The sequence below is a fragment of the Methylobacterium sp. CM6246 genome (genome assembly GCF_054818005.1).
This window is the reverse complement of record NZ_JBTXKY010000001.1, coordinates 3,307,509-3,332,804: the sequence shown is the minus strand read 5'-3', so window position 1 is coordinate 3,332,804 and position 25,296 is coordinate 3,307,509. Positions and strand designations below refer to the sequence as shown.

Genomic DNA, 25,296 nt, shown 5'->3' with positions numbered 1-25,296 from the left:
GCCCATGTCGCTCACCACCCGCATCCTGCTGCTGGTGCTGCTGGCGCTCACGCCGGCTCTGGCGATCCAGGGCTACAACGAGGTTGCCCTGCGCACGAGCCGCGACGCGGCGGTGCGTGCCGACGCGCTCGCCACCGTCCGGGGCGCCGCGGAGGATTTCTCCCAGCTGTCGGAGCGGATGCGCCAGGCGCTCGACCTCATCTCCGGGGATCCATCCGTGCGGGCGCGCGACCCCGCTGCCTGCGCGGCCTACCTGAAGCGCTCCGCCGCCCGGCTCCCGCACGTGATCCTGATCGCGCTCACGGATCCCGCCGGCGCGGTGATCTGCGACAGCGCTGGCTCGGCACCGGGATCCTACTCGACCGGCGCACGCGCCTATCATCACCGCGCCCTGGAAGCCGGCGGATTCGCGGTCGGCGGCTACGCGCTGGGGACCGTCTCGAACCGGCCCTCGATCCACTTCGCCCGGGTCGTGGCCGGGGGGGACGCGACCGACGGCTCCGCGACGGGCGTCCTTCTGGCCGCCGTCGATCTCGACTGGCTGTCCGACCATCTGGAGCAGACCCTGCACCAGGCCGAGACGGCCATCACGGTGACGGACCGCGACGGCCTGATCATCGCGCGGCGCCCGGACGGGGCGGACTGGATCGGCAAGCCGATCCCGCAGGAGCGCGTCGTGATGCGGACGGCCCGGGACGGCGAGGTGCGCATCGCCGAGGGCCTTGACGGCCGCACGCGGGTCATCGCCACGGCCATGCCGGAGGGGCCGCTCTCCGGGGTGCGCCTCGTGGCCGGGCGCGACAGCGCGGCGGCGTTCGCGGATATCGATGTCGCCAGCCGCCGCGGGCTGGTGCTGATCGTCCTGGGCGCGGTCCTGGCGCTGGCGGCGGCGCTCCTGGCCGGACGGATGTTCATCCGCCACCCGATCGATCGCCTGCTCCGGGTCGCGGCCGCCTGGCAGGACGGCGACCTCTCCGCCCGCACGGGCCTGCGCGGCCTGGCGGAGTTCGGCCGCCTCGGGCGCAAGCTCGACGCCATGGCGTCCGCGCTCCAGAGCAACACCGACGCGCTGCACGCCGAGATCCGCCACGGCCGCGCCCTGCAGGAACAGCAGGTGACGATGCTGCACGAGCTGAACCACCGGGTGAAGAACACCCTGGCCACGGTGCAGGCCCTGGCCCGCCAGTCCCGCGGCGCCGAGGGCGTCCTCGAGGCGCGGATCCTGGCGCTGTCGAAGACCCACGACCTCCTGACCCGCGAAGATTGGAGCGGCGCCTCCCTGCGTGAGGTGCTGGAGAGCGAGCTGAACCCCTACCGCACCGGCGCCGATCAGATCGGCCTCGACGGGCCCGACGTCGCGCTCTCACCCCGGCACGTGCTGGCCCTGGGGATGACGATCCATGAGCTGACCACCAACGCCGCCAAGTATGGCGCCCTCGCGGTGCCGGGGGGACGGGTGCGGGTCTCGTGGTCGCTGGCCGCGCCGGAGGGCGGGATACGGCGCCTGCGCCTCGACTGGCAGGAGAGCGGCGGCCCGCCGGTGCAGCCGCCGGCCCGGGCCGGCTTCGGGACCCGCCTGATCTCCGGCGGTGTCCGGCGCGAGCTCGACGGCATGGTCGACCTCGCCTTCGAGGCCGGGGGCCTGCGCTGCCATCTGGATGTGCCGATCGAGTCGGGGCCGAGCACGATCCTGGTGCCGACGCGGTAGGGCGCCCCCTCCTGCCGCAGGCGGCGGGTACCTCGGATTACCCCCGGGGCCGCGCCAACTCCCGGGCATCCTGCTTGACCTGCCGCCACGTCCGCCACGGCTCCAGGTTCGACAGCGCCATCCGGCGAAGGCCGAGCCAGCCGAGCGCGAACGCCGCGACCAGGAACGGCGCCGCCACGATCAGCGCCGCCGGCGCCTCGGAGCCGAACGGCACGGCGAGCAGCTTTACGAGTCCGTCGAGCCCGAGAAAGAACGTGACGATCAGCAGCACGGGAATCGTGCCGACGATCGCGACCAGCGAGACGATGGCCCGGACGTTGCCGTCGATCTCGGTCCGCGCCAGGCTCAGGAGCGATTCCAGATGCGTCGCGCTCTCGCGCAGGGCCGCGACCAGCAGGGCCAGGGTGCCGTCGGCTCGTTGACGCATGGTTCGGGTCTATCCTCTCGATCCATCAGGGCCTGGGCCAACGGAGCCGCCCGCGCAAGCGTTCCGGCCCGCCGCTCACAGCATCAGCAGCACGACGCCGAGGATGAGGAACGTCGCGAGGGCCGCCAACGCGACGGCCCGGGTGGCGTCGCGGCTGTCGTCGGGATCCAGGCCCGGCGCGGCGGCGGATCGAATCGGCCGGGGCTCCGCCGCCGCGGCCGGAGCCCCGGTCCCGCCGGCCGGCAGGACCGGCGGCGGCGTCCCGGGCTGCTGCTCCGGGAGGATGACCGATCCCGGGATCGCCCGATCCAGGGGCGGTCCGAGGGCCTCCGGCTCGACGCTCACCCCCGCGGCGTCGAGCTCCAGCATCACCAGCACCAGGGCGTCGACATCCATGCGGTCGACCGGGAGGGCGGCCTGCAGGTCGATTGCCGTGAGTGCGCCCCGCGCCCGGCCGAGGGCGATCAGCCGGTCCAGCGTTCCGCGATCGATCGTCTGCGTCATCGCCCGCTCCGGCCTCCGCCCGACCCGCAGGGCCGGTGCTCTCCCGACGAGAACCCGCGAGGCCCCCCGCGGTTACCGCGCGGTCACGGGCCGAGCGCGGGGGCGGCCGTCAGGGCGTCGCCGGAACCCCGGATCGCAGACCGGTGCGTACCGGGCCGGTGTCGGAGCATCGGCTTCTCGACCAAGTACCAGCTCAGGAACCCCAGGGGGGCCGCCGCCGCGAGGGTCAGGATCGCGGCCGTCCAGGGTGGCAGGTCCGGCCGATGGGCGACCAGCAGGTTCTGCACGGGCCAGGCATAGAGATAGAGCCCGTACGAGGCATCGACGCGCGCGGTGGCGCGGCTGAGGGCGTTGGGGCGCACCGCCAGGGCGAACCAGAAGATCAGGTAGCCGCCGAGAATCGCGAAGGCCGGCTCGGCGAGCGGCGGGCTGAACATCAGCGGCAGGAGCAGCGACGCGGCGGCGGCTGCGCCCCGGCCGGTATAGGCGATCCGGTCGCCGAACAGCTGGAAGGCGCCGCCGCAGCAGAACACGAAGCTCAGGCGGATCATCTCCGACAGAACGCCGAGCCCATGCCCGGGCTGGCCGATCGGCAGGACGAGCCAGCGCAGGGCCAGCACTCCCCCCAGGCCGGCGAGCAGGACGAGGTAGCGCCGCCGCCGCCGCAGGGCGCGCGCGCCGCCGACCAGACCGAGCAGCAGGTAGCAGCCGAACTCGCACGGAATCGTCCAGAGCGATCCGTTGAGGATTGGATAGGGCAGCGCCTCGAACGCGCCCGGAACCACCGGCATCAGCAGCAGCGACAGGCGCAGCACGGTCTCGGCGGGCGAGATCGCGGCCAGGTCGCCGCCGCCCAGGGGCGCGACGACGGCGATGCAGACGAGGGACGCCACCACGAAGCCCGGATAGATCCGCAGCGCCCGCCGCTTCAGGTAGTCGGAGAACGAACGCTTGGCGCGGTAGCTCGCGGTGATCAGGTAGCCGCTCACCAAGAAGAATCCGTCCACCGCGACCTCGCCCAGCGACAGCGTGCCGAACACCTGCGTGAGCCATTCGCGCGACCGATTGCCATCCGCCAGCTCCGGCGCGTGCGAGAGCACGACCAGGATCGCGAACAGCACGCGCAGCGTGCCGAAATTGTTCGCCGCTCGGTCTTCCCCGCCGACCCGCTGCGACACCCGCCTCGCCCCATAATTCCCTAGCGACCACCAAGGACCGGGAAACCGCACGCGAAGACAAGACCGCCAGGGCAACACCCTGCAGCCATCGCGCCGCCGACGGCCGGAACCGGTTCGGTATCTGGTCCCAGTCCGGACACGGACGCAGGCAAAGGCAGCCTCACCCAGACCGTTGCACTGGCGCCGCGGTTGGGTTAGGAAATCGACGCGGCTAGCACCCGTAGCTCAGCTGGATAGAGCGTTGCCCTCCGAAGGCAAAGGTCACACGTTCGAATCGTGTCGGGTGCGCCAACAAATCTCCTCGGAAATACAAGGCCTTAGCGCCTTGGCTTGGGCGCCAGACAAGCTCCTCAGCATCAGCCGGTCCCAAATCGGTCCCAGCTGTGAGGAAATCCGATGGCTACCGTCCGCAAGCGGAACGGCAAATGGCAAGCGCAGGTCCGCAGGACCGGGCATCCGTCGCGAGCCCGAAGCTTTACTACCAAACCAGAGGCCCAGCGTTGGATACGCGACGTCGAAGCTGAGCTGGATGCCGCTGAGGCTCAGCCGGTCACGCAGGCGCAAGCCGGTGCCAAGCTGCTCGCCAGCACGACAATCGCGGACCTGCTGACGCGCTACAGGGACACAGTGACGCCGCGCAAGCGCGGGCACATCCCAGAGATCAACCGGCTGAACGCCTTCCTGGGCCAGCCCTGGGCCTCCCTGCCCCTTTCTGATGCTACCCCTCAGGTGTTCAGCCGCTACCGCGATGACCGCGCACGGCAGGTGAGCCCGGGGACCATCATCCGTGAACTCGGCCTGCTCCGCTCCGTGTTCGAGACAGCCCAGAATGAGTGGGACGTACCCCTATCTGCAAACCCAGTTGCCAGGGTACGTAAGCCGACAGCGCCGGAGGGTCGTACGAGGCGGCTCGCAGAAGGCGAGTTAGACAGCCTACTGAAGCCTAGCTCAATCGGTCGCACCACATGGCTCAGAAATGCGATCCAGCTCGCCATTGAGACCGGGATGCGACGGGGTGAGCTCCTGAACGTTCGCTGGTCCGACGTCGACCTCAGAGCAGGCCTACTAAAGATCCCACGGACAAAGACTGGGATCTCCCGCCGCATTCCGCTTACATCGAAAGCGGTCTCGATCCTGACAGAAAAACGAAGCGAACCGGGAGCACGGAACGAGGAACACGTGTTTTGTGTCAAACCCGATGCCTTCCAACTGGCTTGGCAGCGGTGCAAGCTACGGGCTTCCCGCTCAAAGCCCGGCATCCTCGATCTTCGCTTCCACGATCTGCGCCATGAGGCCGTCAGTAGGTTCTTCGAACTTGGACTGAGTACCGCTGAAGTCGCTCTCATCAGCGGGCACAGAGATATGCGGATGTTGTTCCGCTACACGCATCTTAAGCCGGAAGCTATTGTTTCCAAGCTTCGATCTCACAGTGATGCGGATCGGAGATCAAGCCAAGAAGCTGGCTAGCGATCTTAAATCCGTCGAGATGTAAAACGCCCCGCATCTCGCCGAGCCGGCAACAAATTCCGGACGATTTTCTGTGCTGCAGAAGATCAGATTTAATAAAATCTTCACGGCAAGCGCCAGCGATATGCGGGGGCTTATGTACTGATTGATCGCAGAGTCGCCCCACAGACCCAAAAAACACAAGCTTGAACTCAGTTCCATGCAAGCGTGAGAGCGTGCGCTAAGACGGATACAGACCAGCCGAAGATGAGAAAAACTAGCGGCCGAAAATCCAGCTAAGCAGCTGCCCTGACAGCGAAAATTCCACAGCGCTATCCAGGCAGGATCCCTCGCCTTCATATGTGGAATAGCCCGGAATGGGTCGACCAGCGTCCACTGCCGGGAAAACCGCAGATGAGCAGATAGCTGATGCCTCAGATAATTTTCTCTCTCTTCTTCTAGAGCGATCTGAAGCAATCGACCAAATTCGAGCTAGACCAGTTGGCTGAAGGCCGGCATCCATCGCCAAAACATAGGAGAGAGAAATAGTAGACCCAGACGAATTTATGGATCGTATGTCCCATTTGTGGTTATCTATGGGGAACAAGAACAGTTTATGTCTGAGGACCACCTGGCGAGATGTAGCCTGCACTCTAAATCTGAGCGCAGCGCAACAATTCAACGATCAATGGGATGTCCTTGCATTGCCAACAGGTTCCGGAAAGACGCAGAGTCTAGCTCTGTACTGCTCAATGTTGAAAGCTGAGCAACACCCCGGTATCCTCATTGTAACTCCGCTCAAGGAGCAGGCTGATGAGATCTGTGCGCAAATCAACAATCTGGCTTCATCAGATATCGCGTTGTCCTACCATACAGCGAGCAAGCATAGTACCTTGCAATTGCAGCAAGCTCCGGTACTTGCGATCACCCACTCCGGGTACCTTACCGGGCTTAAATCTGCAGCAGAGCAGTCCGAAGGTCGTCATAAGCTTCGTAGCCTAACAAGCTGGGTAGGAGGCGAGCGCCTACTTCGGGTGATCGACGAAGGAATTGAGCTTCATCATACGTACAAGACAAGCTTGCGAGACCTATCGATCCTCTGCGGCGCTCTACGTTATGTTGCCGGAGTTAACGGCCGTAGGAATCTCCTACCCATTGACGAGCTGTGTGCTTCGATCTCAGCTTGGAATGATTGTGAAAATTCCAGCGAGCGCTACCTGTCTCAGTCGGAGTTCGTATCCCTTCAAAGCATCGAAATCGACGCGTTGATTGGAGAGCTGGATAGTGTGCCAGATGGTGAAATTATGTTCGGCCGTGATGAACGCGGTGTCTCAGGAGCGGATATAAAGCGTCAGTGTCAGAGGACTTTGCGTGAAATTCGTGGGCTTGTCCGTGTTGGCAGTCCATGGATCACAAAGCGAGGTAAACTCACTACAATAACTTCTGCAGAGTGCCTACTCGGACTAGAAGAGAGGGCTGGCGTTATCCTTGATGCGACCGCTCGGGTTGATACCAGGTACGAACTACTCGGCGATAAAGCTCGGATCATTGCTCCGCGACTAGGGGTGAGGAGCTATAACAACGTTAACCTATGGATCATACCCGACCAGCGAGTTGGCAAGGAGTATATGACCGACAAAGGTTGGGAGCTGTGGGCGCCGCTCACTAAACAGATGGAGCGTACGTTAGGCGCGAAACGCGACGTACTAGTTTGTTGCCACAAGGACGTTCGAGAAAAGATCGAAGGAATTCCGACTGACTTTAATCAAACTGCCTACGCGCATTGGGGCGCGATCACGGGAAAAAATCACTGGCGAGATTTTGATACTGTCGTGGTGGTGGGTCTGAATTACTTGGACCGTTCGGCAAGCGCAGAAACGTATATCGGGATTAGGGGCGCGACCAACGGCGATTGGCTCCAATCAGCTGAAAGCCGTAAGTGCAATAAACATGAGGATATACGTCAATCGATCATGATGAGTCATCTGTCTATAAGTGTGGTCCAGGCAGTTAACCGGGTACGGTGCAGGCGGACCAATGACACCAAGGGCGGCTGTGACAAGACCGATGTTGTCTTGCTTGCACCCAAAGGGACGGAAGGAAAAATTCTCGTTGATATGTTGCAGTCTGAAATGCCGGGCTTACAGGTGCGACAATGGCCGCTACAGCTTCGAACGCGGAAGGAGCGGGCAGCACCAAGCAAAGAGCGCATCTTCGAATTCCTGCGGGGTGCGCCGAATGGAATCCACACGAATAAGGAGGTAAGTGCGAAGCTTGGAGTTTCTAGATCAACTTACGACAGAGTTATCGCTAATTTTCGGAACGAACGTTCTGCGGAAGCCCAAAACCTACGCTTATACGGCATCCGCTATATATCTCAGACCGGAGGTCATACACTGTCGGGCTTCATGAAGAAAGCTACTATCGCTGGCTAATGGCGGATAGCAGTCCGACCTTCATCATCTGTCGGGAAGAGGCGGCCACGCGCGGCCTCTCCCGCTTCCGGACAGGCCGGCCTTGCAAAGCGGGGCACCTAGCCGAGAGGTACGTCAGCAACCGCCAGTGTGTCGCCTGTAACGCTTCCAAAGCTCGCTTGCGGGAGTGCAATCGGTCCCAGAATGACCCCTCCTACCGCATGTACCGCAGCGTCCACCGGAGGAACGGCCAGGTGCTCAAAGGACGATGTAGTCCCCGACGAGCGCTTGGGTGCGATCATTCTACCCTGCGCGAGCACATATCGGCCCGCTTCAGGGAAGGCATGGCGTGGGCACGATACGGACAGTGGGAGGTCGATCACACCGTACCTCTCTCTGCAGCTCGATCTGAGGCTGAGCTCTTGGAGCTATGCCGGTTCGGAAATCTGCAGCCGCTATGGAAACGAGAGAACCAGATGAAGGGCGGGGCCTAAAGCCCCGTCCCCACAGTCGATATCTGTCATTGCCGCGGTGGACATGATCTTCCAGGGAGGCCTCTTCGCGGACCTGATGTGTACGAAAGGGCCATCGGCGGCAACGGCGTACTGTTGGCCCCGGGAGGCGCATCCACGATCCGTCTCAGCAACTCCGGCGACGGTGCGATCACCCCCCTTCGGTACTCCCCCTACTAACAGGCTGAATACGAACCCGCGATACCCACTCACAGAAGCGCATCGCGGGGCAGTGCGGCCGAGAGATGACAGCCTTTTCATTCAAGAAGTCGAAGGTCGGAGCCGCCGACTAACGATCGAACGCACCCTATCCCCAGGGTTCAGATGATGCGACGGCGCCACCTCAGATTGCCGGTGACAGCGCCTACCTAATTTGCGATGCAGGGTAACGAGTGGTTGTCGCGATGCTCTGCTGCGAGCAAGACACAGCGGTGTAACAGGCGCCTGGCGATAAGCTGGTACAGATTGGTACAATGAGTGATCCATCAATCGGTCAGGTAACCCGGACGATCAGCCGTCGAATGCCGTGGCAAGTAGCATCCACGGTATTCAACTGGCTCGACATACAGCCGAGCAAAGGATGGGACTCGACGGTAGAAAAATACCACGAGGCTAAAGGATATGAAGATGAGGCCGCCAGACTGCTTACGGCCTATCGTGAACACATTGTGTCTGGTGAAAAAGCAGTACGCATATACGCCCAGCCCAAGACGACGTGTGATGCAGTCAGAGCCTGGCTATTGTCGCGACAAGAAGGGCTCACCGATCCCAATCGATATCTTTTTCGGGATGTTACAGAAATAAAATCGCTCACACCTACAGAGCCAAGATTGATATCGGTTGAGAGTTTTGCGACTGGTCTGGCTGGAGTCTACGAATCAATACGAGTGACTGAGATTCGGGAGCGTATCGATCCTAGAAGACTCTCGAGACAGGACGGACAGACATTAGACGATTTCCAAGAATTGATAGGGGTGAGGCTGGAAAAGAAGCAGCTCTTTGACGTGGTATGGGTGCCTCATACTGGCACTCGTATCGATATCAGAGTCGATAGTCCTGTTGGTACCACGATCGAAAATCAAGGTGCTGCGCACTTAGCTCTTGCAAAGAAATTTACAGCAGAATTTGGCAAAGATCTTTTCAAAGTACCGATTAATTTATTCCCACTTATTAAGGCGATGTACGAGGATCCGAATGAGGGTATGGTGGCCGAACTCGGATTTGCGACTAGCACCGGGTCTGTTAAAATCGAGAAAATGCGACGCGCTCATACCTGTTTGCGTCGTGAGCTTTACCATAAGGCGGGGAAAGCGGCGCTATCTAGAGGTATCGAGCCGTTCAAACTGAGCGTGCGCTGGCAGGCTATGTACGAGGAGAAGGCGCGGAGCCATCTTGAGCTTTCTCTCAAGGGAAACACTAGGCTTTTACATATGACTGTGCCTCTTCTGTACGACGCTGATATAAGGGGATGTGCTGGTATTGCGGATTTCGAATATGTACGATCTAGACTGGAATACCATCTTGACCGACTGAACCCATGATGTCGATTGCGGAATATAAAGATTGTGCAACAAATCATCTCAGGGATGAGGTGCTCAAAGCTACATGCTTGCGGATTATTGACTTGCTGACGTCCACACCGGACGAAGAGTTGAGCCTTATAACATTTCAGACGTTCGCAAACTATCTCAATCTCAATGAGATAGACGATAATATCCTACGAGCCTTGACCCTATTGAGAGGTTGTAAGCCGCCTGCTCTCGAATTGCGGTACATGTTTATCGAGGGTGAAGAAGAGTACGAGGTTGATACTGAAGCAGCCCTGGAAGCTATTAGCGTTGGCTACCTATTTGATCGCAACGATCATAAAATAGATAATGCGGACGAGAAACTATATCCATTTTTCTGCATCTCCGACGGCCTCGCGCAGATAAAATCGGCTCGGAAATGACTGATATGGTGTCTGTTTCTGTGCTGATGAGCAGGGTACAATCGGTACCGCAGCGTATCAACTTGCAGCTTCTGCTTGGTGCTGATTCCGACAAGACGCTGACTCTTGTTACGGAGGCCGTCGATCATATTTGTCAGGAAATGGCACGTAACCCTGAGCTTAAGCAAGAACATACAGAGGATGAGCTAACGATTGAGATAGTCCAGGCGCTGCATTTCATGGGGTTCAACGCTAGGCATGAAACTAAGGTCGGGGGTCATTGCGACGTTATAGTGGAAGCTCCTAATGATTTTCTTTGGCTGGCTGAAGCGAAGAAATTTGATAGCGACTACGGATGGTTGATGGAAGGGTTCAATCAACTCTGTACTAGGTATTCGACGGGAGGAAAGTGTCAAAGCCACGGGGGAATGTTGATATACGTGTTTCAGTCTCGGACGGATCGGATACTCGAGCGGTGGGCTGAACGTCTGCAGAGTGGAGTTCAAGACATACTTGTCGATATCTCAGCTCGGACGCTTGGACACATCGTCTCTGTGCATCCCCATCAAAGGACCGGCGCCGACTATACTGTGAGGCATAAGACGGTATCTCTACTCTGGAGTCCCGCGTGACCTGCGTGAGAAGCGCTGGCTCGTAGGCTGACGACCGGACCCTTTCTCTAGCAACGCATTCTGGCGGCCTTTGAGGGATCATTTGATGGCGTCGGTGGGGGGAGCAAAGGGATGAGCTTCGGCAGCCGCCGGTGAGCTTCCTAGTGGTCCAGATCCGACGCTTGGTACCCGCGGTGAGGGGCCGCTTGCGACTCGTTGCAGAAGTCCGAATAGTCCGCTTCTAAGCAATTCGACAGGCTGATTTTGGCAGCTCCTGGCCGGAAAAGTAACGGCAGCATTCGGGAAGACTAGCTGGGAAAACGTGGTTGCGCGGCTGCGTTGAACTAATAGATTGCCGTCGCCACTCACAGCAGCAGCCGCTTGGTAACCTGCTTTTGGATCAAGTACGGCGCGTCCGTCACGCCGGCTTCTCGGCCCAGCCGAAATCGGGATTGCCTTTCCGGTTTCGGAAGCTCGCACTCCGGCTTCACTCGGCCCGAGTGTTACGTCGGCGACGGTATTCCGCAACCGGCAGGCCGCCTACGCCCCAGTTCTCCATCGGAACCTCCTCAATGACGACGAAGGTTGCGTCGAGAGGCTTGCTCAGCACGTCTAGAAGCAGCTGGCTCACGCCCCGGATGAGGGCTGCTTTCTCCTCGGAAGTCGCCGCCTCGCGCGACGGATCGGACCCTTCGCGCGTGATCTGAATCGTGACGATCGGCATCGCGGCATCTCCTCATCACCGGCCTGCGTGCTGGCCGCCGTCGACGTTCAGGATCTCACCGGTCACGAAGGGGGCTTGCTCGAGGTAGACGATGGCCTTCAACACGTCCTCGACCTCGCCCAGACGGCCCATGGGGTGGAGCTTGCCGAGCGCGCCGAGCGTTTCGGGCGCGTGCATTGGGGTCCTGATGATCCCTGGGGCGACGGCGTTCACACGGAGACCGCGATCGGCATACTCGATCGCGAGCCCGCGTGTGACAGCGGCTAAGCCGCCCTTTGTCAGGCCCGCGAGCCCGGACGGTGCTCCGGCAATCGGCTGGTCGACCAGCGCCGTTGTGATCTGCACGATGTGACCGCGACGCTGCTCCAGCATTCGCGGGACAACGAGTTGCGTCACGTGGAAGAACCCGGCGACATTGATGTGCAGGGCGCGTTCGAAATCCTCTACGGTGTAGTCGGTGAAGGGCTTGCCGATGAAAATCCCGGCGTTGTTGATCAGGGTGTCGATGCGGCCGAAGCGCTCCGTGGCCGTTCGCACCACTTCCTCGGCGACCGCGCGCTCGCCGATGTCGCCTGCAACGGAAACGATCTCGGGATCTTCGTCTTCCTTGATGGTGCGGGAATTCGCAACGACGGCGTAGCCGAGGCCGCGATAGGCCCGCACGATACCCGCACCGATGCCCTGAGAGGCACCGGTCACGATGGCGACCTTCTGATCCGTGCTCATCACCATGCTCCTCGCTCGAAATCCCGCTGGATCTGCCAAGATTGAAGGGACGCGGAGCCGCTTCTCACGACCAAAGTCAGCGCGAGTACCTCACGCCGAGAGTTGCCCAGTTGAGACGGTTCCACTGGCGGCATCAGCCTGCAACGGATCCCGGGATGAATCCCGGAACACCCGTCTTCACGACCTGATTGAACCGAACGGCCGTCGTGATGTGCGTCCGTATCTCGTCCATGGCGTCCTCAGGAAGGCGCGATAGATCGAAATTCTCTCGGATCCTGTCGCGATTGGTGGAGGTGGTCAGGAACGATGTGCCACGTTGTACAGCCCAGGCGAGTGCGACTTGGGCGGGAGATTTCTGGACGCGCTTGGCGATGGCCGTGATGACAGGATCGCCGAGGACGCTCGGCTCCAGTCCGTGCCCCAATGCGGCGAACGCTTGCAGGACGATGCCATGATCGCGGCAAAAGTCGAGCAACTCCCATTCCGGGAGAAAGGGATGTGCCTCCACCTGCACCACGGAAGGCTTGATCCGCGCAGCTGCGAAGACCTCCTTTAATGTCTCAAGTGAAACATCTGACAGTCCGATTGCCTTGCATCGGCCATCATCGACAAGGCGCTCGAGAGCCTGCCAAGTTTCGATAAGCGTCACGCCTTGGTCGTAGATAACCTGACCACGTTCATCTCTGGGATCTTGCTCGTCCCCGGGCTGAAATGCGAAAGGCGTATGGATCAGGTAGCAATCGACATAATCAACTTGAAGCCTCTGGCAGCTCGCTTCGTAAGCGGGCCTGACCCGTTCCGGCCGATGATTGCTATTCCACAGCTTGGTCGTGATATACAATTCTTCTCGTGTGGCGGATCCGGACTTGAGCGCGTCTTGCAGTGCATTGCCCACTGCATCCTCGTTGCGATAGCGCTCGGCACAGTCAAAATGACGAAAACCGGCTTCCAAGGCCATTCGGGTCGCCCGTTGAGTCGCGCCCGCGTCGGGAATCAACGTACCGAACCCGGCCGCAGGAAGTTCGCCCGCTCCGTGCACAAGGGGTATTCTAGAGTATTGAAGTGATCTATTAGCCGCCATCTCTGCGATCCTCGATTTGTTAGGTGTTCAGATGCCGATAGCGGACGGGGACGGTTACTGATCTGGACGCTCGGATCCTCGTAGCTTTTCTCTAATGTACGCGTCCCGCATTGAGGGGCAGCTCAGTGCCGCGAGGACACAGGCTCGCAAAGGCTCCTTGTGCGACATCACAATGCCGGCCGATTACGTCGGCGAGATGCGTCTCGATCGTCGTCTCGACTGAGAGGCCGACCCGCAGCAGCTGGGCAAGTGGCTGGTTTGGCGCGATCACGATCTGCACCGGCAGGCGCTGCACAATCTTGGTGAAGTTGCCGGTCGCGTTGTCCGGCTGGATGGTTGCAAAGGTCGCCCCGGTGGCGGCTGGTACACCGATCACTCGGCCTTCCAAGTCGATGTCGTAGGCGTCTACATGGATGCGGGCGCGCTGACCGGCTTGAACGTGCTTCAACTCGACTTCGCGGTAGTTCGCCTCGATGTAGATCTCGGACAGCGGCACGACCGCCATCAGGCCGGCACCCGAGCTGACGTAGTTGCCCAATTGCACGCCGCGCTGGGCGACCATGCCGTCCACGGGAGCCAAGATCTTCGTGTAGGAAAGATTGAGCATCGCCTGCTCAAGCTGCGCTTTGCTGGCGCGCACGCTCGCGCCGGCCGAAGCTTCCTGGGTCCGCAAGACCCTGAGCTGCGCCTGAGCGGCCTCCAGAGCTGCCTTCGTACCATCCAATGCAGCCCTGCCCTGGTGTAGCGAGCTTTCCGCCTGCTGCTGGGACTTGACTGGACCGGCCCCGGTCGTTGCGAGGTAATCGTAGCGCTTCGAGTCTGCCTCAGCGAAGGTGAGTTGCGCCTCTGAAGTTTTCACCTGGGCTTTGGCCTGCTCGATCACAGGCTCCTGCCGTTCGACGGCTGCAGCCGCGTTCTCGACCAAGGCGCGATCCCGAGCCAGAGTCGCCTCGGCACCGTTCACAGCAGCGCGGAAGTCGCGGTCGTCGAGTTCGACCAGAACCTGCCCGGCCCGGACCACGTCATCGTTCTGGACGCGAACCGCTGCGACCTGGCCGGAGACGCGCGGAGCGATGACGGCATAGTGCACGCGCACGTAGGCGTTGTCTGTCCATACGTCCGGATGCGGAGCGAAGATGCGCCAAGCCACCAAACCCGCGAAGCTCAGGATGACGAGGCTAGCCAGAGCCCAGGGCCAGACCCACGCGACGCGGCTTCTCACCGGCGCCGGATTAGCGGTGACCGGCTGAGCGGCCGGGGCGGCGGGGGCGAATGCTTGAGGCGGTAGAACCGAGATGGCCATGGCGGATCAGCTCCTCCCAAACAGGACGCGTGGCGGGTAGGTGCGGACGGGCAGGAACACGACCAGCAGGCCGAGAGCGACTGCGAACGCAGCAAGGATCAGGAAGGTGTCCGCTGTCGTCAGCACGCTCACCTGCGCCGCTACGGCACGGCCGAGTCGTTCTGCCTGCTCCTTGGCAGCGTGCTGCCCGTCCGGCAGCAAGCTTTGGGGTGTGAGCATCGGCTGGAAGCGGGCCTGCCCAACTTGGTCGACCAGGCGTTCGGAGTGGAATGCCCCGCGCCAGCGCTGGATAAGTTCCAAGACGCAGGTCCCAACCGGTGCGGCAAGGGCGCGGGTCGTGTTGATCAGCGTCGAGGCGAACGGGCCTTCCTCTGGGCTCTTAACGGTGTTCGTCGCCATCATCAGCAGAGGCATGACGACCATCGGCTGGCCAACAGCCTGCAGGGCTTGCCACAGATAGAACTGCTCCCGGCTCCAGGAGCCGTCGAGAGCGGCGTTGCCCAGACAGGCCATGCCGATGAACGCCAGTCCGCAAAGTGTCACCGCTCGGGCATCGGCCGACTCATGGTCGAGCAAGAAGGCCACCGCAGGCAACATTAAGAACTGCGCGAGCGCGATCAGAAGCGTAATCCAGTGCCCCTGCAGGGCGCGATAGCCCTGGACCTCGGTGAGATACGTGAGCGGCACCAACGAGGAGGAAAGGCTGAGAACAACGAAGAGGAGCAGCCCGAGCACCGCGTAGGCGAAGTTGCGCCGTTTGAGCATCTGCAGCTTGAGCAGAGGCAGCGGGTGGAACCACTCGTTGAGGGCTAGCAGCGGGACGGTGATCCCGCAGAGCAGAACAAGGACGCAGACCGTCTCTGAGTTGAACCAATCCCAGTGATCACCATGGTACATCAACGTCGTCAGGGAACCCGCTCCGACAGCGAGGAGCAGGAAGCCCCGCCAATCGAATTGCGGCAGGCGCTCGTAGCGCGGAAGATCCTGCGGTAGGCCGTACCAGACGAAGACGCCTGCGGCGGTGCCGAGCGGCAGGGCCTCGAAGAACACGAAGCGCCAGTCGACGATATCGGTCCAGAAAGCCGCGATTGAGGCGCTGACAGCCGGCGTGAAGGTCGCGGTGAGCGCGTACGCGGCGAGCCCATAAAGGCGGGCCGACGGATGGAGGACGCGCAGGGCCGTCATTATCAGCAATGGGATAGTGAACCCTCCGCCCAAGCCCTGGAACAGACGCAGGCCCAGCATCACGGGCAGATCCGAGGCGAAGGGGATGAGCAGCGTCGCGCAGCAAGTAAAGCCGATGGCGAATAACGCAAAACGGCGCAGGGTGAATGTGACCGCGAGCCAGGGCCCGAGTGCCATCCCGAGCACGACACCCGAGGAGTAGAGGCTCTCGATCCAGAGTCCGGGGTCGTGACTGATGCCAAGTGCACCACGTACATCGACCAAAGCCGTGGCCATAACGAGTTCGTTGAACTCGGCATTGAGCGCAGCGACGAGCACGCCGAGTAAGAACGCCTAACAGAACGGCACCGAGCTTGGTTTTCAGCGTTGGTTTGGCATGGCCAGACTGCTTCTCCCCGATGATCTCTGGGATGAGATCGCGCCGCTCCTCCCGCCGCCTCGGCCGCGTCCGAAGGGCGGGCGTCGTCCAATTGAGAACCGGGCCGCACTCACGGGCATCCTGTTCGTGCTGCGCTCGGGGCTGCCGTGGGAAATGCTGCCGGCCGAGATGGGCTGCGGCTCCGGCATGAGTTGTTGGCGGCGACTGCGGGATTGGCAGGCGGCGGGCGTTTGGAGCCGTCTGCATGACTTGTTGCTGGAGCGCCTGCACGCAGCAGGGGAGATCGACTGGAGCCGGGCTTGCCTGGACAGCGCGTCTGTCCCGGCCAAAAAGGGGGGCCTGCCACCGGCCCGAACCCGACGGATCGGGGCAAGCCGGGCACGAAGCGCCATCTCGTCACCGACGCGCGCGGCACGCCGCTCGGCTTCTGCCTGAGCGGTGCCAACCGACACGACACCGTCATGATGGCGGCCACCCTCGATGCCATCCCGTCTGTGCGGAGCGGTCGGCGCGGACGACCGCGACGTCGTCCAGACAAGCTGCACGCTGACAAGGCTTACGATGCCAGACCCCGCCGCCAGGAGTGCCGGGTGCGGGGGATCGTGCCGCGCATCGCACGTAGGGGCATCGAGAGCAGCGAGAAACTCGGTCGTCATCGTTGGGTCGTGGAGCGCACCCACGCTTGGTTCAACCGGTTCCGTCGATTGCCCATCCGCTACGAGCGACGCGCAGACATCTACGAGGCCTTCACGAGCCTCGCCGCCAGCCTCATCACTCTCAACCAGATCAGACGGTTCTGTTAGGCGCTCTAAGTCGAAGCTGGAAATCGTCGGTAGCCTGTCGCGTGCATTGGTAAAGCGCATCGGGCTCAAGCCGGGGGAGCTACGGCTGGTGTGATGGATCGGCCTTTTGGCCCGAAAAGCATGCACGAGCGCTCAACGACGCCCGCCATCAGCTCCCGGCTTCAAAGACCGCTCAATGGCCTCCATGGCGCTCTCATACGCTTTCCCCTCGCTGCGGTGCGCGCGATCGGACCGTTCGATAAGCTTGCCGCTTCGGCGGATGGCCCATTGGAAATGGCCCTCCGGCTTGGGAAGCGGTGAGACCTCGATGGAGTAGGGATGGGGGACGTTCTCGGCCATCGGCACGCTATGCCAGCCCTATTCCGACGATGCTAGTTGTTTGCATCGACCGCCGTAGGCGAGCCAATTCCGGGCTGGCGGCGATGGAACTGGCATGGCACTTCCCTAGTCATGACGACGCCCGACCCTCAGATCTGTGAAGCGAAGATCGAAGGCGCTTGGCGTTCGATCAACGTTGCCGAGGCAAAAGGCGTCTACGTGATGTCGCCGAAGCGCTGCCCATCCTGCCATGGGGCAGTGGTGCTGTCGGGCTCATACGCCGAGGGCGGCCGTCGGAAGTTCACGCATCGCAAGGGGCACAACGGCTGCCCCCTCCTGCCGGCGCGCTTCAACGGCATGCTTTCGCCACATCCTCAAGCGCTTGCCTGACGGCCAGTGCTGCCCCGCCGCCCATATTTTCCGGGCTGGCGGGGCGTCATGCCGTTCCTCACGGCGAGGGGCCATTACGCTACGCGGCCGAGATGTAGGATGACGAGGCGCAGTTAGCCGTGCCTAAACGGCTAGCTACAGGACGATCCCAGAATGAGAGGTTAGGCGGTCTTCAGGTTGGAGGCGCTCTCTTTGTCGCGGTCTGGGACGACCTCGACGTCCTGCCGGACCCTGCGCCGGTTGATGGCCATAGCGCTCGGCTGAGGCTCCCAGTGGAAGTCGGTGAGCAACTGGCCATCGGGGCCAAAGATGCCCTGCCAGCCGAACTTGCCGACGGTGATTGTCACCCGTGATCGGCCTTTATCGCGGCCATATCCCCGATCAAGACGGCTATCGATGCGATCCAGAGCGGCCTGCCTTTGCAGTGCCCACTCCGTCATACCGAGCCGGCGAGCGAGTTCCGGGGGTTTGATCAGCCAGCCACCCTGCCTGTCGAGATCGAGACGCACGCGATAGCCCTCCGCATCCGTGGAGGTCCGTGCAAACAGCAGTCCATACGCACGTAGGGGGCAGATTTCCCTGCCTTGCGCACTACCTCTCCCTCTCGTTGTTTAGACAGCAGGGTGGTCCGGTGCTGTTCTCGACGTGCCGAACCTGCGGCAGACAGATCAGCCGATCTGCCAGGATCTGCGCCCATTGTGGTGCCCTGACTGGAGCAAGCAGGCAGTCCATTCATGAACCCGTCGCCGGGGTGTCCAGCTTCATCGCCGCGGTAGCGGTCGGCCTCATCGCGCTCGTGCTTGCTTGGTGGACCGGGCTATTCCCTTAGTATCGGCTTGGATGAGGCTCACAGCCGATCCTCACCGGAAGCCACCTCAAACGGATCGTGTCACCCCAGGAGCCCGAGGACGCTGTTGATCCCCATGCCGAGCGCGAACACTCCGGCGCCGATCCACACGAGGTTGGCGAACACGCCGAAGATGATCACCGCGCGCCCTATCCCATCACGTCGTGCCTGCCACTGATGAACCGCCCACGCTGGCATTGCGGCCTCCTGATCCGCTGATGTGCGCCGTGTGAACGCTGATCGACTGCGTGTTGCTCCGACCCATCCTAGCTATCCACTACCTACGCAACGCGCAGTAGGCGACGGTATGAGCCCACGCGATGGTGGCTTGCAGCTGGCAGGTGTGAGTGACGCCCATTCCGCGATGTGGTGCAGATCCACGGGCGGCAGATGGCGAAGGCAAAGTGAGCGTTTAGGCGGTCCAATCTGTCATCGTTGCGGGCATCCCTATGGTCGCAGCCCTGATACGGTCTGGCCCGTCGCCCGGCGTAACGCACCAGGAGACTCCTTACCTCCACCCGCCCGGCTCGCCGGCGCGGGCTTTTTTTGCACCCAAGCTTCGTTTAAGTGCTGTTTCTGCAATTCAAAATCTATCTACGCGACTGGTAAAAACAAAATCGATCAAACCGGATTGAACGATAGCATTTTGGCTTTGAAGCCATTTACATCCACGGTTGCAAACCATATGTGATGCAACTCAAAGGCGGGAAAAATACCATCCGCCGATATCCCGCCCCACCGAAAAATCAGAATTCGAGCTGAAAACGTACGCATAAAATTATCTTTATATAACTTTCAGGCATCGCCATGATAATCGCAGCTTTGCTATTTATTGCTGGGCTCGCACTCGGATGGCTCTTCAATGCGCGAGCAATCATAATATCGTCGGTCGTAGTGTTTCTATGCTCAATAATTATGTTTGTGATGATTGTTGCCTTCGAGCCACTGCAAATATTCTTAGTGTTTGCCTATCTAACTGCTCATCAATCGGGATATCTAGTGGGTGTCTATTTCTCTTATGGCGACAAACCGGGTCAGACAAATGACAGGTCTCACCAGAACAAGATCAGCCGGCCCGCAATATCATAGATCGGCGCCCAAATCGCCGCGGCAGATATGACCGACGCTACGACGAGGGTCAGCGGTGGTCGGGTGGATGAGGTACTCTTCAGCAGCGATGCAGAACTCAGATCATTCATTGTCGTTACCTCGAAATTGGTTTTCGACGGTTCCAGACGCCCAGACAACCGACGTCCGGCGACGATGACCGCAGATTTTTTCGGGAGTTACTTCGCTCGCCGGGACCGAATTGAAGTGGCTCTATGACAGAAGGATCGGACCAACACAGCCTCTTCCATTTGGTGGTCTGCTATGACGTCACCGCTGCTGACAGCCCGGGGGAACGACCCCACCGCTTTAATGCTCAAGCGCTTGGGCTATGACTGGCGCGATGCACTCAGGACGCCGACAGTCTCTTGATGTTGAAGGCAACGTGCTCGCGGTAGCGGGCGATGACCGTCTCGGGCGAGCCGCCCATCATCAGCGTCGTCATGGCCTCGCCAACGGTGTGAACCTTCTCGACCACCATGGACTGCGCCTCGGCCAGCCCTTCGGCTCCGCCCCAGGCCAATCGAACCAACCGGAGTTCGATGACCCGCTGTGCCTCGATGGCGAGCAGGAACGACGAGAGGAAGGGATTGTACACGGCACACTCCGTGCCGCAGCGGGTGCGGCTGCGGTTGAACTCGGCCGCTGCTTAGAACAATCCATTGATCGCCCACATGTCCGACCCGCGTTTCAGAGCAGGCAACCGACCGCGTTTATGCCGGCTCGGCCGCTTATCCCCGCGCGAGTCCGTCGCGGATAAGCCCATGGAGAGCCCGCAAGTCGCTGCCGAACTGCCTAATGCCCTCTGCAAGCTTCTCCGTCGCCATGGCGCTCTCGTTCATCTCCCAGCGGAACGAGAACTCGTCCGTCGCGGGCACCTCGGGCGGCTCGCCGTAGGATTCGGGCGACAGGGCGCGGGGGAGATCGCCCTCCGTCGCGGCCAGCTCCTCCAGCAGCTTCGGCGAAATGGTCAGCCGGTCGCAGCCCGCGAGCGCCTGGATCTGGCCGATGGTGCGGAACGAGGCACCCATCACGACGGTCTTGATCCCGCGCGCCTTGTAGGCGGCGTAGATCGCCCGCACCGAGTGGACGCCCGGATCCTCCGCGGCCGTGAAGGTCTTCCCCTCGGCCTTGGCGTACCAATCGGTGATCCGCCCGACGAAGGGCGAGATCAGGAACACGCCGGCATCCGCGCAGGCCATGGCCTGGACCAGCGAGAACAGCAGGGTCAGGTTGCAGTCGACGCCCTCGCGCTGGAGCACGCGGGCCGCCTGGATCCCCTCCCAGGTCGAGGCGATCTTGATCAGCACCCGGTCGCGCGAGACGCCGCGCTCGTCGTAGGCGCGGATGATCGCCCGGGCCTTCTCCAGCGTCCGCTCGGTGTTGAACGAGAGGTTGGCGTCGACCTCGGTGGAGACGCGCCCCGGCACCAGCTTGGTCAACGCGACGCCCACCGATACGGCGAGCCGGTCGGCCACCGCCTGGACGACATCCTCGGTCTCGCCGCCCCGCGTCTTGCCCCAGGCCACAGCCTCGTCGACGATCGGGGCGAGGCCCTCCATGCCGGCGGCCTTCAGCAGCAGCGACGGATTGGTGGTGCAGTCGATCGGCTTGAGCGTCTCGATGGTGCCGATGTCGCCTGTATCGGCGACAACCACGGTCATCTCGCGGAGTTGGTCGAGCAGCGATGTCATAGCTCACCTCGTGCGGCGTATCGTGATCAGGCCGGGATCAGCCCACAGGTCGCCAGTCGCGGAGAGAAAGGGACCACGCCTGAGCATCGTGGTAGCCAATCAATGGGCAACCCTGCCTGACGATCTTGGCGAGCATGATCTTATCACCGAGGGCGGTGATCTGGATGACAGTCGGGCCGAAGCCGGCATCGCCCTCCGGCGATCGCGAAGGGCCTGAATAGCCGTGGCATCACCATGGCCCTGGCGGAGCGTGGAGCCCATCTAGATTCGCCGGATCGACGCATGGACGACATAAGCAGCCAGGAGCCGCAACGGTAGGGCTGTCCGGCCTGTGCGGTGCGCAGAAAAGTTTGATCGGGATGAGAGGCCGAGATGCAACCAATCAGCTTATCCTGGGTATCGGCCTCAGCTACCCGTTTCGGCAGAAGGGTCATTTAAGTCCGTTTGACCGTCAAGCCAGACCACTGGCGCGTAAACTAGTTAAACTAGACTGCCGGTAGTTCTGAGACCGATCCGTCGTGTCTGACGCTTAGCTCTGCGTCGCTCGCATGCGCTGCAAGTGTCGGCTATTCGATCGCTTTCCCGGCGCAGATAGCTGCACGTGGCAGCGTCCGATAAGGGTGGCAACCGGACCCTGGCCTTTCACCCTAAAGCAGATGGGGTGGATGGCTCCCGCTCCAACTGACGGCATCTCGGTGCCAAGATGTGGTTGCTGTCGAAGCAGCAGTCACGCAGATGCAGGAGCCATCCCCATGGAGATCACCACCGTCGGCATCGATCTGGCCAAGAGCATTTTCCAGGTTCACGCCGTCGATGCAGCTGGGCACGTCGTCGTTCGCAAGGCGCTGCGGCGGCCGCAGGTCGTGCCGTTCTTCGCCAAGCTGCCGCGATGCCTGGTCGGCATAGAGGCGTGCGGCACGTCCCATCACTGGGCCCGGGAACTGACGAAGCTCGGCCATGAGGTTCGGCTGATGCCGCCCGCTTACGTGAAGCCGTATGTGAAGCGCGGTAAGACCGATGCGAACGACGCCGCTGCCATCTGCGAGGCGGTGACGCGCCCGAGCATGCGCTTCGTGCCGGTGAAGTCGACCGAGCAGCAGGCGGCGCTGGCGCTGCACCGGACGCGCGACCTGCTGGTCAAGCAACGCACGCAGCTGGTGAACATGATCCGCGGCCTGCTCGCCGAGTTCGGGATCGAGATGGCGCGGGGCCTGCGGCACGCGCTCGAACTGGCAGCCCGGCTCTCGGCCGGAGACGCAGCCGAGGTGCCACCACTGGCGCAACGCGTGGTGACCGGGCTGGCCGACCAGATCGGCGCCTTGCAGATCTAGCTCACCCGCCTGGAGAAGGAGTTGCTCGCTTGGCATCGGGAAAACGACCTGTCGCAGCGCCTGGCGACGATCCCCGGTGTCGGTATCGTGTCGGCAACGGCGCTGGCCGCCTCGGTGAGCGAGCCCGAGCGCTTCCGCTCCGGTCGGCAGTTCGCCGCCTCGTTGGGACTGACACCGCTGCAGAACTGTAGCGGCGGCAAGGAGCGCCTGGGTCGGATCTCGCGCATGGGCGACCGCTACCTGCGCCGCCTGCTCGTAGTCGGCATGACTTCTCTGGTCCGGCGCGCGAAGGCCGCGCCGACGTCGGTCGACTCGCGGCTGCCGGCCCTTCTCCAGCGCAAGCCGGTGCGCGTCGTGACCATTGCGGCCGCCAATCGCACCGCGCGGGTCGCCTGGGCGATCATGACCCGCGGCGGCACCTACCGCGCACCCGCGGCCACGGCCGCCTGACCGCACGGCGCGGAGGTTTTTCCAGGTTGCGAGGACGATGAGAGTTGATGGCGAACCGGTCAGACCGGGAACCGGGACACCCCGCTGAATGTCCAGGGCATCATAGCCCGCAAAGCAGAGTGGGACCCAGCTCGCGGATACCATCAGGGCCAGCGGTCAACATGAACGACTGCATCAACAGGCCGGACACAAGACTGCACCCGACCAACGCGTCAGAAGCTCAATTCGCCGCTTGCAATGCGGGAGCCATCCACACAGGACGTTCCACCTCTCAACCAAAGCAGGCGCAGGTCTAGGAGTGCCGCGCTCGCTCTCTGCTGCCCTCGATCATCGAACGGATCCGCGCTGCCATCGTGTCGATGGCGAACGGTTTGGTCAGCACTGCCATACCGGGCTTGAGTTGCCCGTTACCAAGAATGGCGTTCTCCGCGTAGCCGGTGATGAACAGCACCTTGAGGTCGGGACGACCGACCCGCGCGGCGTCCGCCATCTGGCGCCCGTTCATGCCGCCCGGCAGACCTACGTCCGTGATCAGCAGGTCGATGCGCGCATCCGATTGCAGGACCTTGAGCCCCGCAGCGCTGTCGCCCGCTTCGATCGACGTGTAGCCGAGGTCTTCCAGGATGTCGGCGACCAGCATGCGCACGGTCGGCTCGTCGTCTACAATGAGGACCGTCTCGCCCTGTTCGGAGCGTGGCAGGTCGGACACCCCCACCAAGGAGTCATCGTCCTCGACCTCGCCGTAGTGGCGCGGTAGGTAGATGCATACCGTCGTGCCCTGTCCGATCTCCGAGTAGATGCGTACCTGCCCGCCCGATTGCTGGGCAAAGCCGTAGATCATCGAAAGACCGAGCCCGGTACCCTCACCGATCGGCTTGGTGGTGAAGAACGGCTCGAAGGCCCGCGCGATCACCTCAGGCGACATTCCGACACCCGTGTCGGTCACACACAGCGACAGGTACTGACCCTCGGGGATGGCCTGCTTGGTGGCTGCCCGTTCATCGAGCCACTTGTTGGCGGTCTCGATGGTGATGCGGCCGCCGTCTGGCATGGCGTCGCGCGCGTTGATGCAAAGGTTCAGGAGCGCGTTCTCAAGCTGCGAAGGATCGACCAGAGCGGGCCAAAGGCCGGACGCGCCGACGACCTCAATCGGGATGTTCGGGCCAACCGTGCGCTGGATTAGCTCCTGCATGCCGGTCGCGAGGCGGCTCACATTGGTCGGCTTGGGATCGAGCGTCTGGCGGCGCGAGAACGCGAGCAGGCGGTGCGTCAGAGCTGCCGCGCGCTTCGCTGCCCCCTGGGCCGCCGTCATGTAGCGGTCCACGTCAGTGAGGCGGCCCTGCTGCATGCGGGTCTGCATCAATTCCAGCGAACCGGAGATGCCCGCCAGCAGGTTGTTGAAGTCGTGGGCCAGCCCTCCGGTGAGTTGCCCAACGGCTTCCATCTTCTGAGCTTGGCGAAGGGCTGCCTCGGTCCTGCTCAGAGCCTCAGCCTGCTCCTTCTCGGCTGTGATGTGCCGTCCGCTCGCGTAGATCAGTTCCTCCTCGGGAGCGGCGACCCATGAGATCCAGCGGAAGCCCCCATCCTTGTGGCGGTAGCGGTTCTCAACGACCGGTAGGTTCTCGACGCGCGCATGCTGAAGCGCGCGGTCGGTCAACGCCTCATCGTCCGGGATCACAAAATCGAACACCGGCCTGCCGATCACATCCTCAGGTGTCCAGCCCAGGATCGCGGTGAAAGCCGGGTTGATGGCTTTGAACACGCCCATGCCGTCGATGATGACCTGAACGTCCTGCGAGTTGCGCCAAAGGCGGTCACGCTCCTGGGTGAGCTTGGCGAGTTCCCGGGCCTGCGCTCGCTCCTCGGAGACATCCCGGGCACTGCAATAAAATAGACCGCCCTCGGGCACAGCGACCCACGTCAGATCACGGTAATCACCAGCTTTGGTTCGATAGCGGTTCTCAAAGCGTAGGACCGGCTCACCTGCGAGCAGCCTTTCGAAGGCGGCCTGCGTTTTGGGCAAGTCGTCGGGATGGATGAGGTCCAAGAACGAAATCTCGGCCGTTTCCGCCTGGGACCATCCGAGCACGGCCTCCCAGGCCGGGTTCACCTGGAAGAACACGCCTTCGCTGTTTGCGACGACGAGGAGATCCGTGGTGACCTGCCATGTCCGACTGGACCAGTTCGGCGCATCAATGGACACGCCCCCCTCTTCTCGGTTGCCGAGC

At 62.0% G+C, this 25,296-nt stretch carries 19 protein-coding genes, 1 tRNA gene and 3 pseudogenes; 9 read left to right on the top strand and 14 right to left on the bottom strand.

The genetic code is table 11. The features are described from left to right. The first annotated feature begins 4 nt into the window (after positions 1-4). Complete coding sequence (locus tag ACYQPG_RS16405; protein ID WP_419828369.1) at positions 5-1,708, top strand: sensor histidine kinase; 1,704 nt, start codon at positions 5-7, stop codon at positions 1,706-1,708. A gap of 37 nt (positions 1,709-1,745) precedes the next feature. Here the strand turns inward: ACYQPG_RS16405 and ACYQPG_RS16400 are convergent, their stop codons facing one another. From ACYQPG_RS16400 to ACYQPG_RS16390, 3 genes are all read right to left on the bottom strand, one after another. After that, positions 1,746-2,135: a phage holin family protein gene (locus ACYQPG_RS16400; RefSeq protein WP_147907266.1), complete on the bottom strand. Its 390-nt coding sequence runs from the start codon at positions 2,133-2,135 to the stop codon at positions 1,746-1,748. Between the two features lie 75 nt (positions 2,136-2,210). Further along, on the bottom strand, positions 2,211-2,639 hold the full coding sequence (locus ACYQPG_RS16395) for an RNA polymerase sigma factor region1.1 domain-containing protein (RefSeq protein ID WP_461231272.1): 429 nt from the start codon (positions 2,637-2,639) through the stop codon (positions 2,211-2,213). A gap of 83 nt (positions 2,640-2,722) precedes the next feature. Further along, complete coding sequence (locus ACYQPG_RS16390) at positions 2,723-3,817, bottom strand: acyltransferase family protein (RefSeq protein ID WP_419828367.1); 1,095 nt, start codon at positions 3,815-3,817, stop codon at positions 2,723-2,725. Positions 3,818-4,031: 214 nt separating this feature from the next. Here ACYQPG_RS16390 and ACYQPG_RS16385 point away from each other — a divergent pair. The 5 genes from ACYQPG_RS16385 to ACYQPG_RS16365 all read left to right on the top strand — a co-directional run bounded on the left by ACYQPG_RS16385 (position 4,032) and on the right by ACYQPG_RS16365 (position 10,140). Next, a tRNA-Arg gene (locus ACYQPG_RS16385) sits at positions 4,032-4,108 on the top strand. A gap of 105 nt (positions 4,109-4,213) precedes the next feature. Further along, positions 4,214-5,284, top strand: coding sequence for a tyrosine-type recombinase/integrase (locus tag ACYQPG_RS16380; RefSeq protein ID WP_461231271.1), 1,071 nt, complete (start codon positions 4,214-4,216; stop codon positions 5,282-5,284). Positions 5,285-5,829: 545 nt separating this feature from the next. Further along, on the top strand, positions 5,830-7,698 hold the full coding sequence (locus tag ACYQPG_RS16375) for a DEAD/DEAH box helicase family protein (RefSeq protein WP_461231269.1): 1,869 nt from the start codon (positions 5,830-5,832) through the stop codon (positions 7,696-7,698). Between the two features lie 964 nt (positions 7,699-8,662). Beyond that, positions 8,663-9,730: a hypothetical protein gene (locus ACYQPG_RS16370; protein ID WP_461231268.1), complete on the top strand. Its 1,068-nt coding sequence runs from the start codon at positions 8,663-8,665 to the stop codon at positions 9,728-9,730. Then, positions 9,727-10,140: a hypothetical protein gene (locus tag ACYQPG_RS16365; protein ID WP_461231267.1), complete on the top strand. Its 414-nt coding sequence runs from the start codon at positions 9,727-9,729 to the stop codon at positions 10,138-10,140. Before ACYQPG_RS16370 ends, ACYQPG_RS16365 begins: the two co-directional genes overlap by 4 nt. 1,077 nt (positions 10,141-11,217) lie before the next feature. On the opposite strand, the gene ACYQPG_RS16360 is transcribed toward ACYQPG_RS16365, so the two are convergent. The 5 genes from ACYQPG_RS16360 to ACYQPG_RS16340 form a co-directional block, all read right to left on the bottom strand. Next, the gene (locus ACYQPG_RS16360) at positions 11,218-11,454 is read right to left on the bottom strand and encodes a tautomerase family protein (protein WP_461231266.1); all 237 of its coding nucleotides are present in this window, start codon (positions 11,452-11,454) and stop codon (positions 11,218-11,220) included. 15 nt (positions 11,455-11,469) lie between these two features. Continuing rightward, the gene (locus ACYQPG_RS16355) at positions 11,470-12,180 is read right to left on the bottom strand and encodes an SDR family NAD(P)-dependent oxidoreductase (protein ID WP_461231265.1); all 711 of its coding nucleotides are present in this window, start codon (positions 12,178-12,180) and stop codon (positions 11,470-11,472) included. 133 nt (positions 12,181-12,313) lie between these two features. Continuing rightward, complete coding sequence (locus ACYQPG_RS16350) at positions 12,314-13,261, bottom strand: aldo/keto reductase (protein ID WP_461231263.1); 948 nt, start codon at positions 13,259-13,261, stop codon at positions 12,314-12,316. Positions 13,262-13,352: 91 nt separating this feature from the next. Next, the gene (locus ACYQPG_RS16345) at positions 13,353-14,564 is read right to left on the bottom strand and encodes an HlyD family secretion protein (protein WP_461231262.1); all 1,212 of its coding nucleotides are present in this window, start codon (positions 14,562-14,564) and stop codon (positions 13,353-13,355) included. Positions 14,565-14,570: 6 nt separating this feature from the next. Further along, positions 14,571-16,067: an MFS transporter gene (locus ACYQPG_RS16340; RefSeq protein WP_461231261.1), complete on the bottom strand. Its 1,497-nt coding sequence runs from the start codon at positions 16,065-16,067 to the stop codon at positions 14,571-14,573. Positions 16,068-16,125: 58 nt separating this feature from the next. Between ACYQPG_RS16340 and ACYQPG_RS16335 the strand changes: the two genes are divergently transcribed. Continuing rightward, positions 16,126-16,931, top strand: a protein-coding gene (locus ACYQPG_RS16335; protein WP_147942043.1) for an IS5 family transposase whose coding sequence is annotated in 2 segments (ribosomal slippage) — positions 16,126-16,462 and positions 16,462-16,931 — 807 coding nt in all. Because the reading frame shifts where the segments join, the coding sequence is not laid out codon by codon here. Between the two features lie 132 nt (positions 16,932-17,063). Here ACYQPG_RS16335 and ACYQPG_RS16330 read toward each other — a convergent pair. Beyond that, positions 17,064-17,270, bottom strand: a complete 207-nt coding sequence (locus ACYQPG_RS16330; protein WP_461231260.1) for a hypothetical protein — start codon at positions 17,268-17,270, stop codon at positions 17,064-17,066. Between the two features lie 111 nt (positions 17,271-17,381). Between ACYQPG_RS16330 and ACYQPG_RS16325 the strand changes: the two genes are divergently transcribed. After that, positions 17,382-17,639, top strand: a complete 258-nt coding sequence (locus ACYQPG_RS16325; protein WP_461231259.1) for a hypothetical protein — start codon at positions 17,382-17,384, stop codon at positions 17,637-17,639. 161 nt (positions 17,640-17,800) lie between these two features. On the opposite strand, the gene ACYQPG_RS16320 is transcribed toward ACYQPG_RS16325, so the two are convergent. The 4 genes and pseudogenes from ACYQPG_RS16320 to ACYQPG_RS16305 form a co-directional block, all read right to left on the bottom strand. Beyond that, entirely contained in the window at positions 17,801-18,148 is a 348-nt protein-coding gene (locus ACYQPG_RS16320) for a DUF6522 family protein (RefSeq protein WP_461231258.1), read from the bottom strand. Between the two features lie 1,794 nt (positions 18,149-19,942). Continuing rightward, entirely contained in the window at positions 19,943-20,191 is a 249-nt protein-coding gene (locus ACYQPG_RS16315) for a hypothetical protein (RefSeq protein ID WP_461231257.1), read from the bottom strand. Between the two features lie 133 nt (positions 20,192-20,324). Beyond that, complete coding sequence (gene tal, locus ACYQPG_RS16310; RefSeq protein WP_461231256.1) at positions 20,325-21,287, bottom strand: transaldolase; 963 nt, start codon at positions 21,285-21,287, stop codon at positions 20,325-20,327. A 37-nt stretch (positions 21,288-21,324) separates the two neighbouring features. After that, a pseudogene (locus ACYQPG_RS16305) lies at positions 21,325-21,471 on the bottom strand (DUF7241 domain-containing protein); the annotation flags it as partial. 568 nt (positions 21,472-22,039) lie between these two features. Between ACYQPG_RS16305 and ACYQPG_RS16300 the strand changes: the two are divergent. Continuing rightward, a pseudogene (locus ACYQPG_RS16300) lies at positions 22,040-23,068 on the top strand (IS110 family RNA-guided transposase). 292 nt (positions 23,069-23,360) lie between these two features. Here the strand turns inward: ACYQPG_RS16300 and ACYQPG_RS16295 are convergent. After that, positions 23,361-25,244, bottom strand: a pseudogene (locus tag ACYQPG_RS16295) (hybrid sensor histidine kinase/response regulator); the annotation flags it as partial. Between the last annotated feature and the right edge of the window lie 52 nt (positions 25,245-25,296).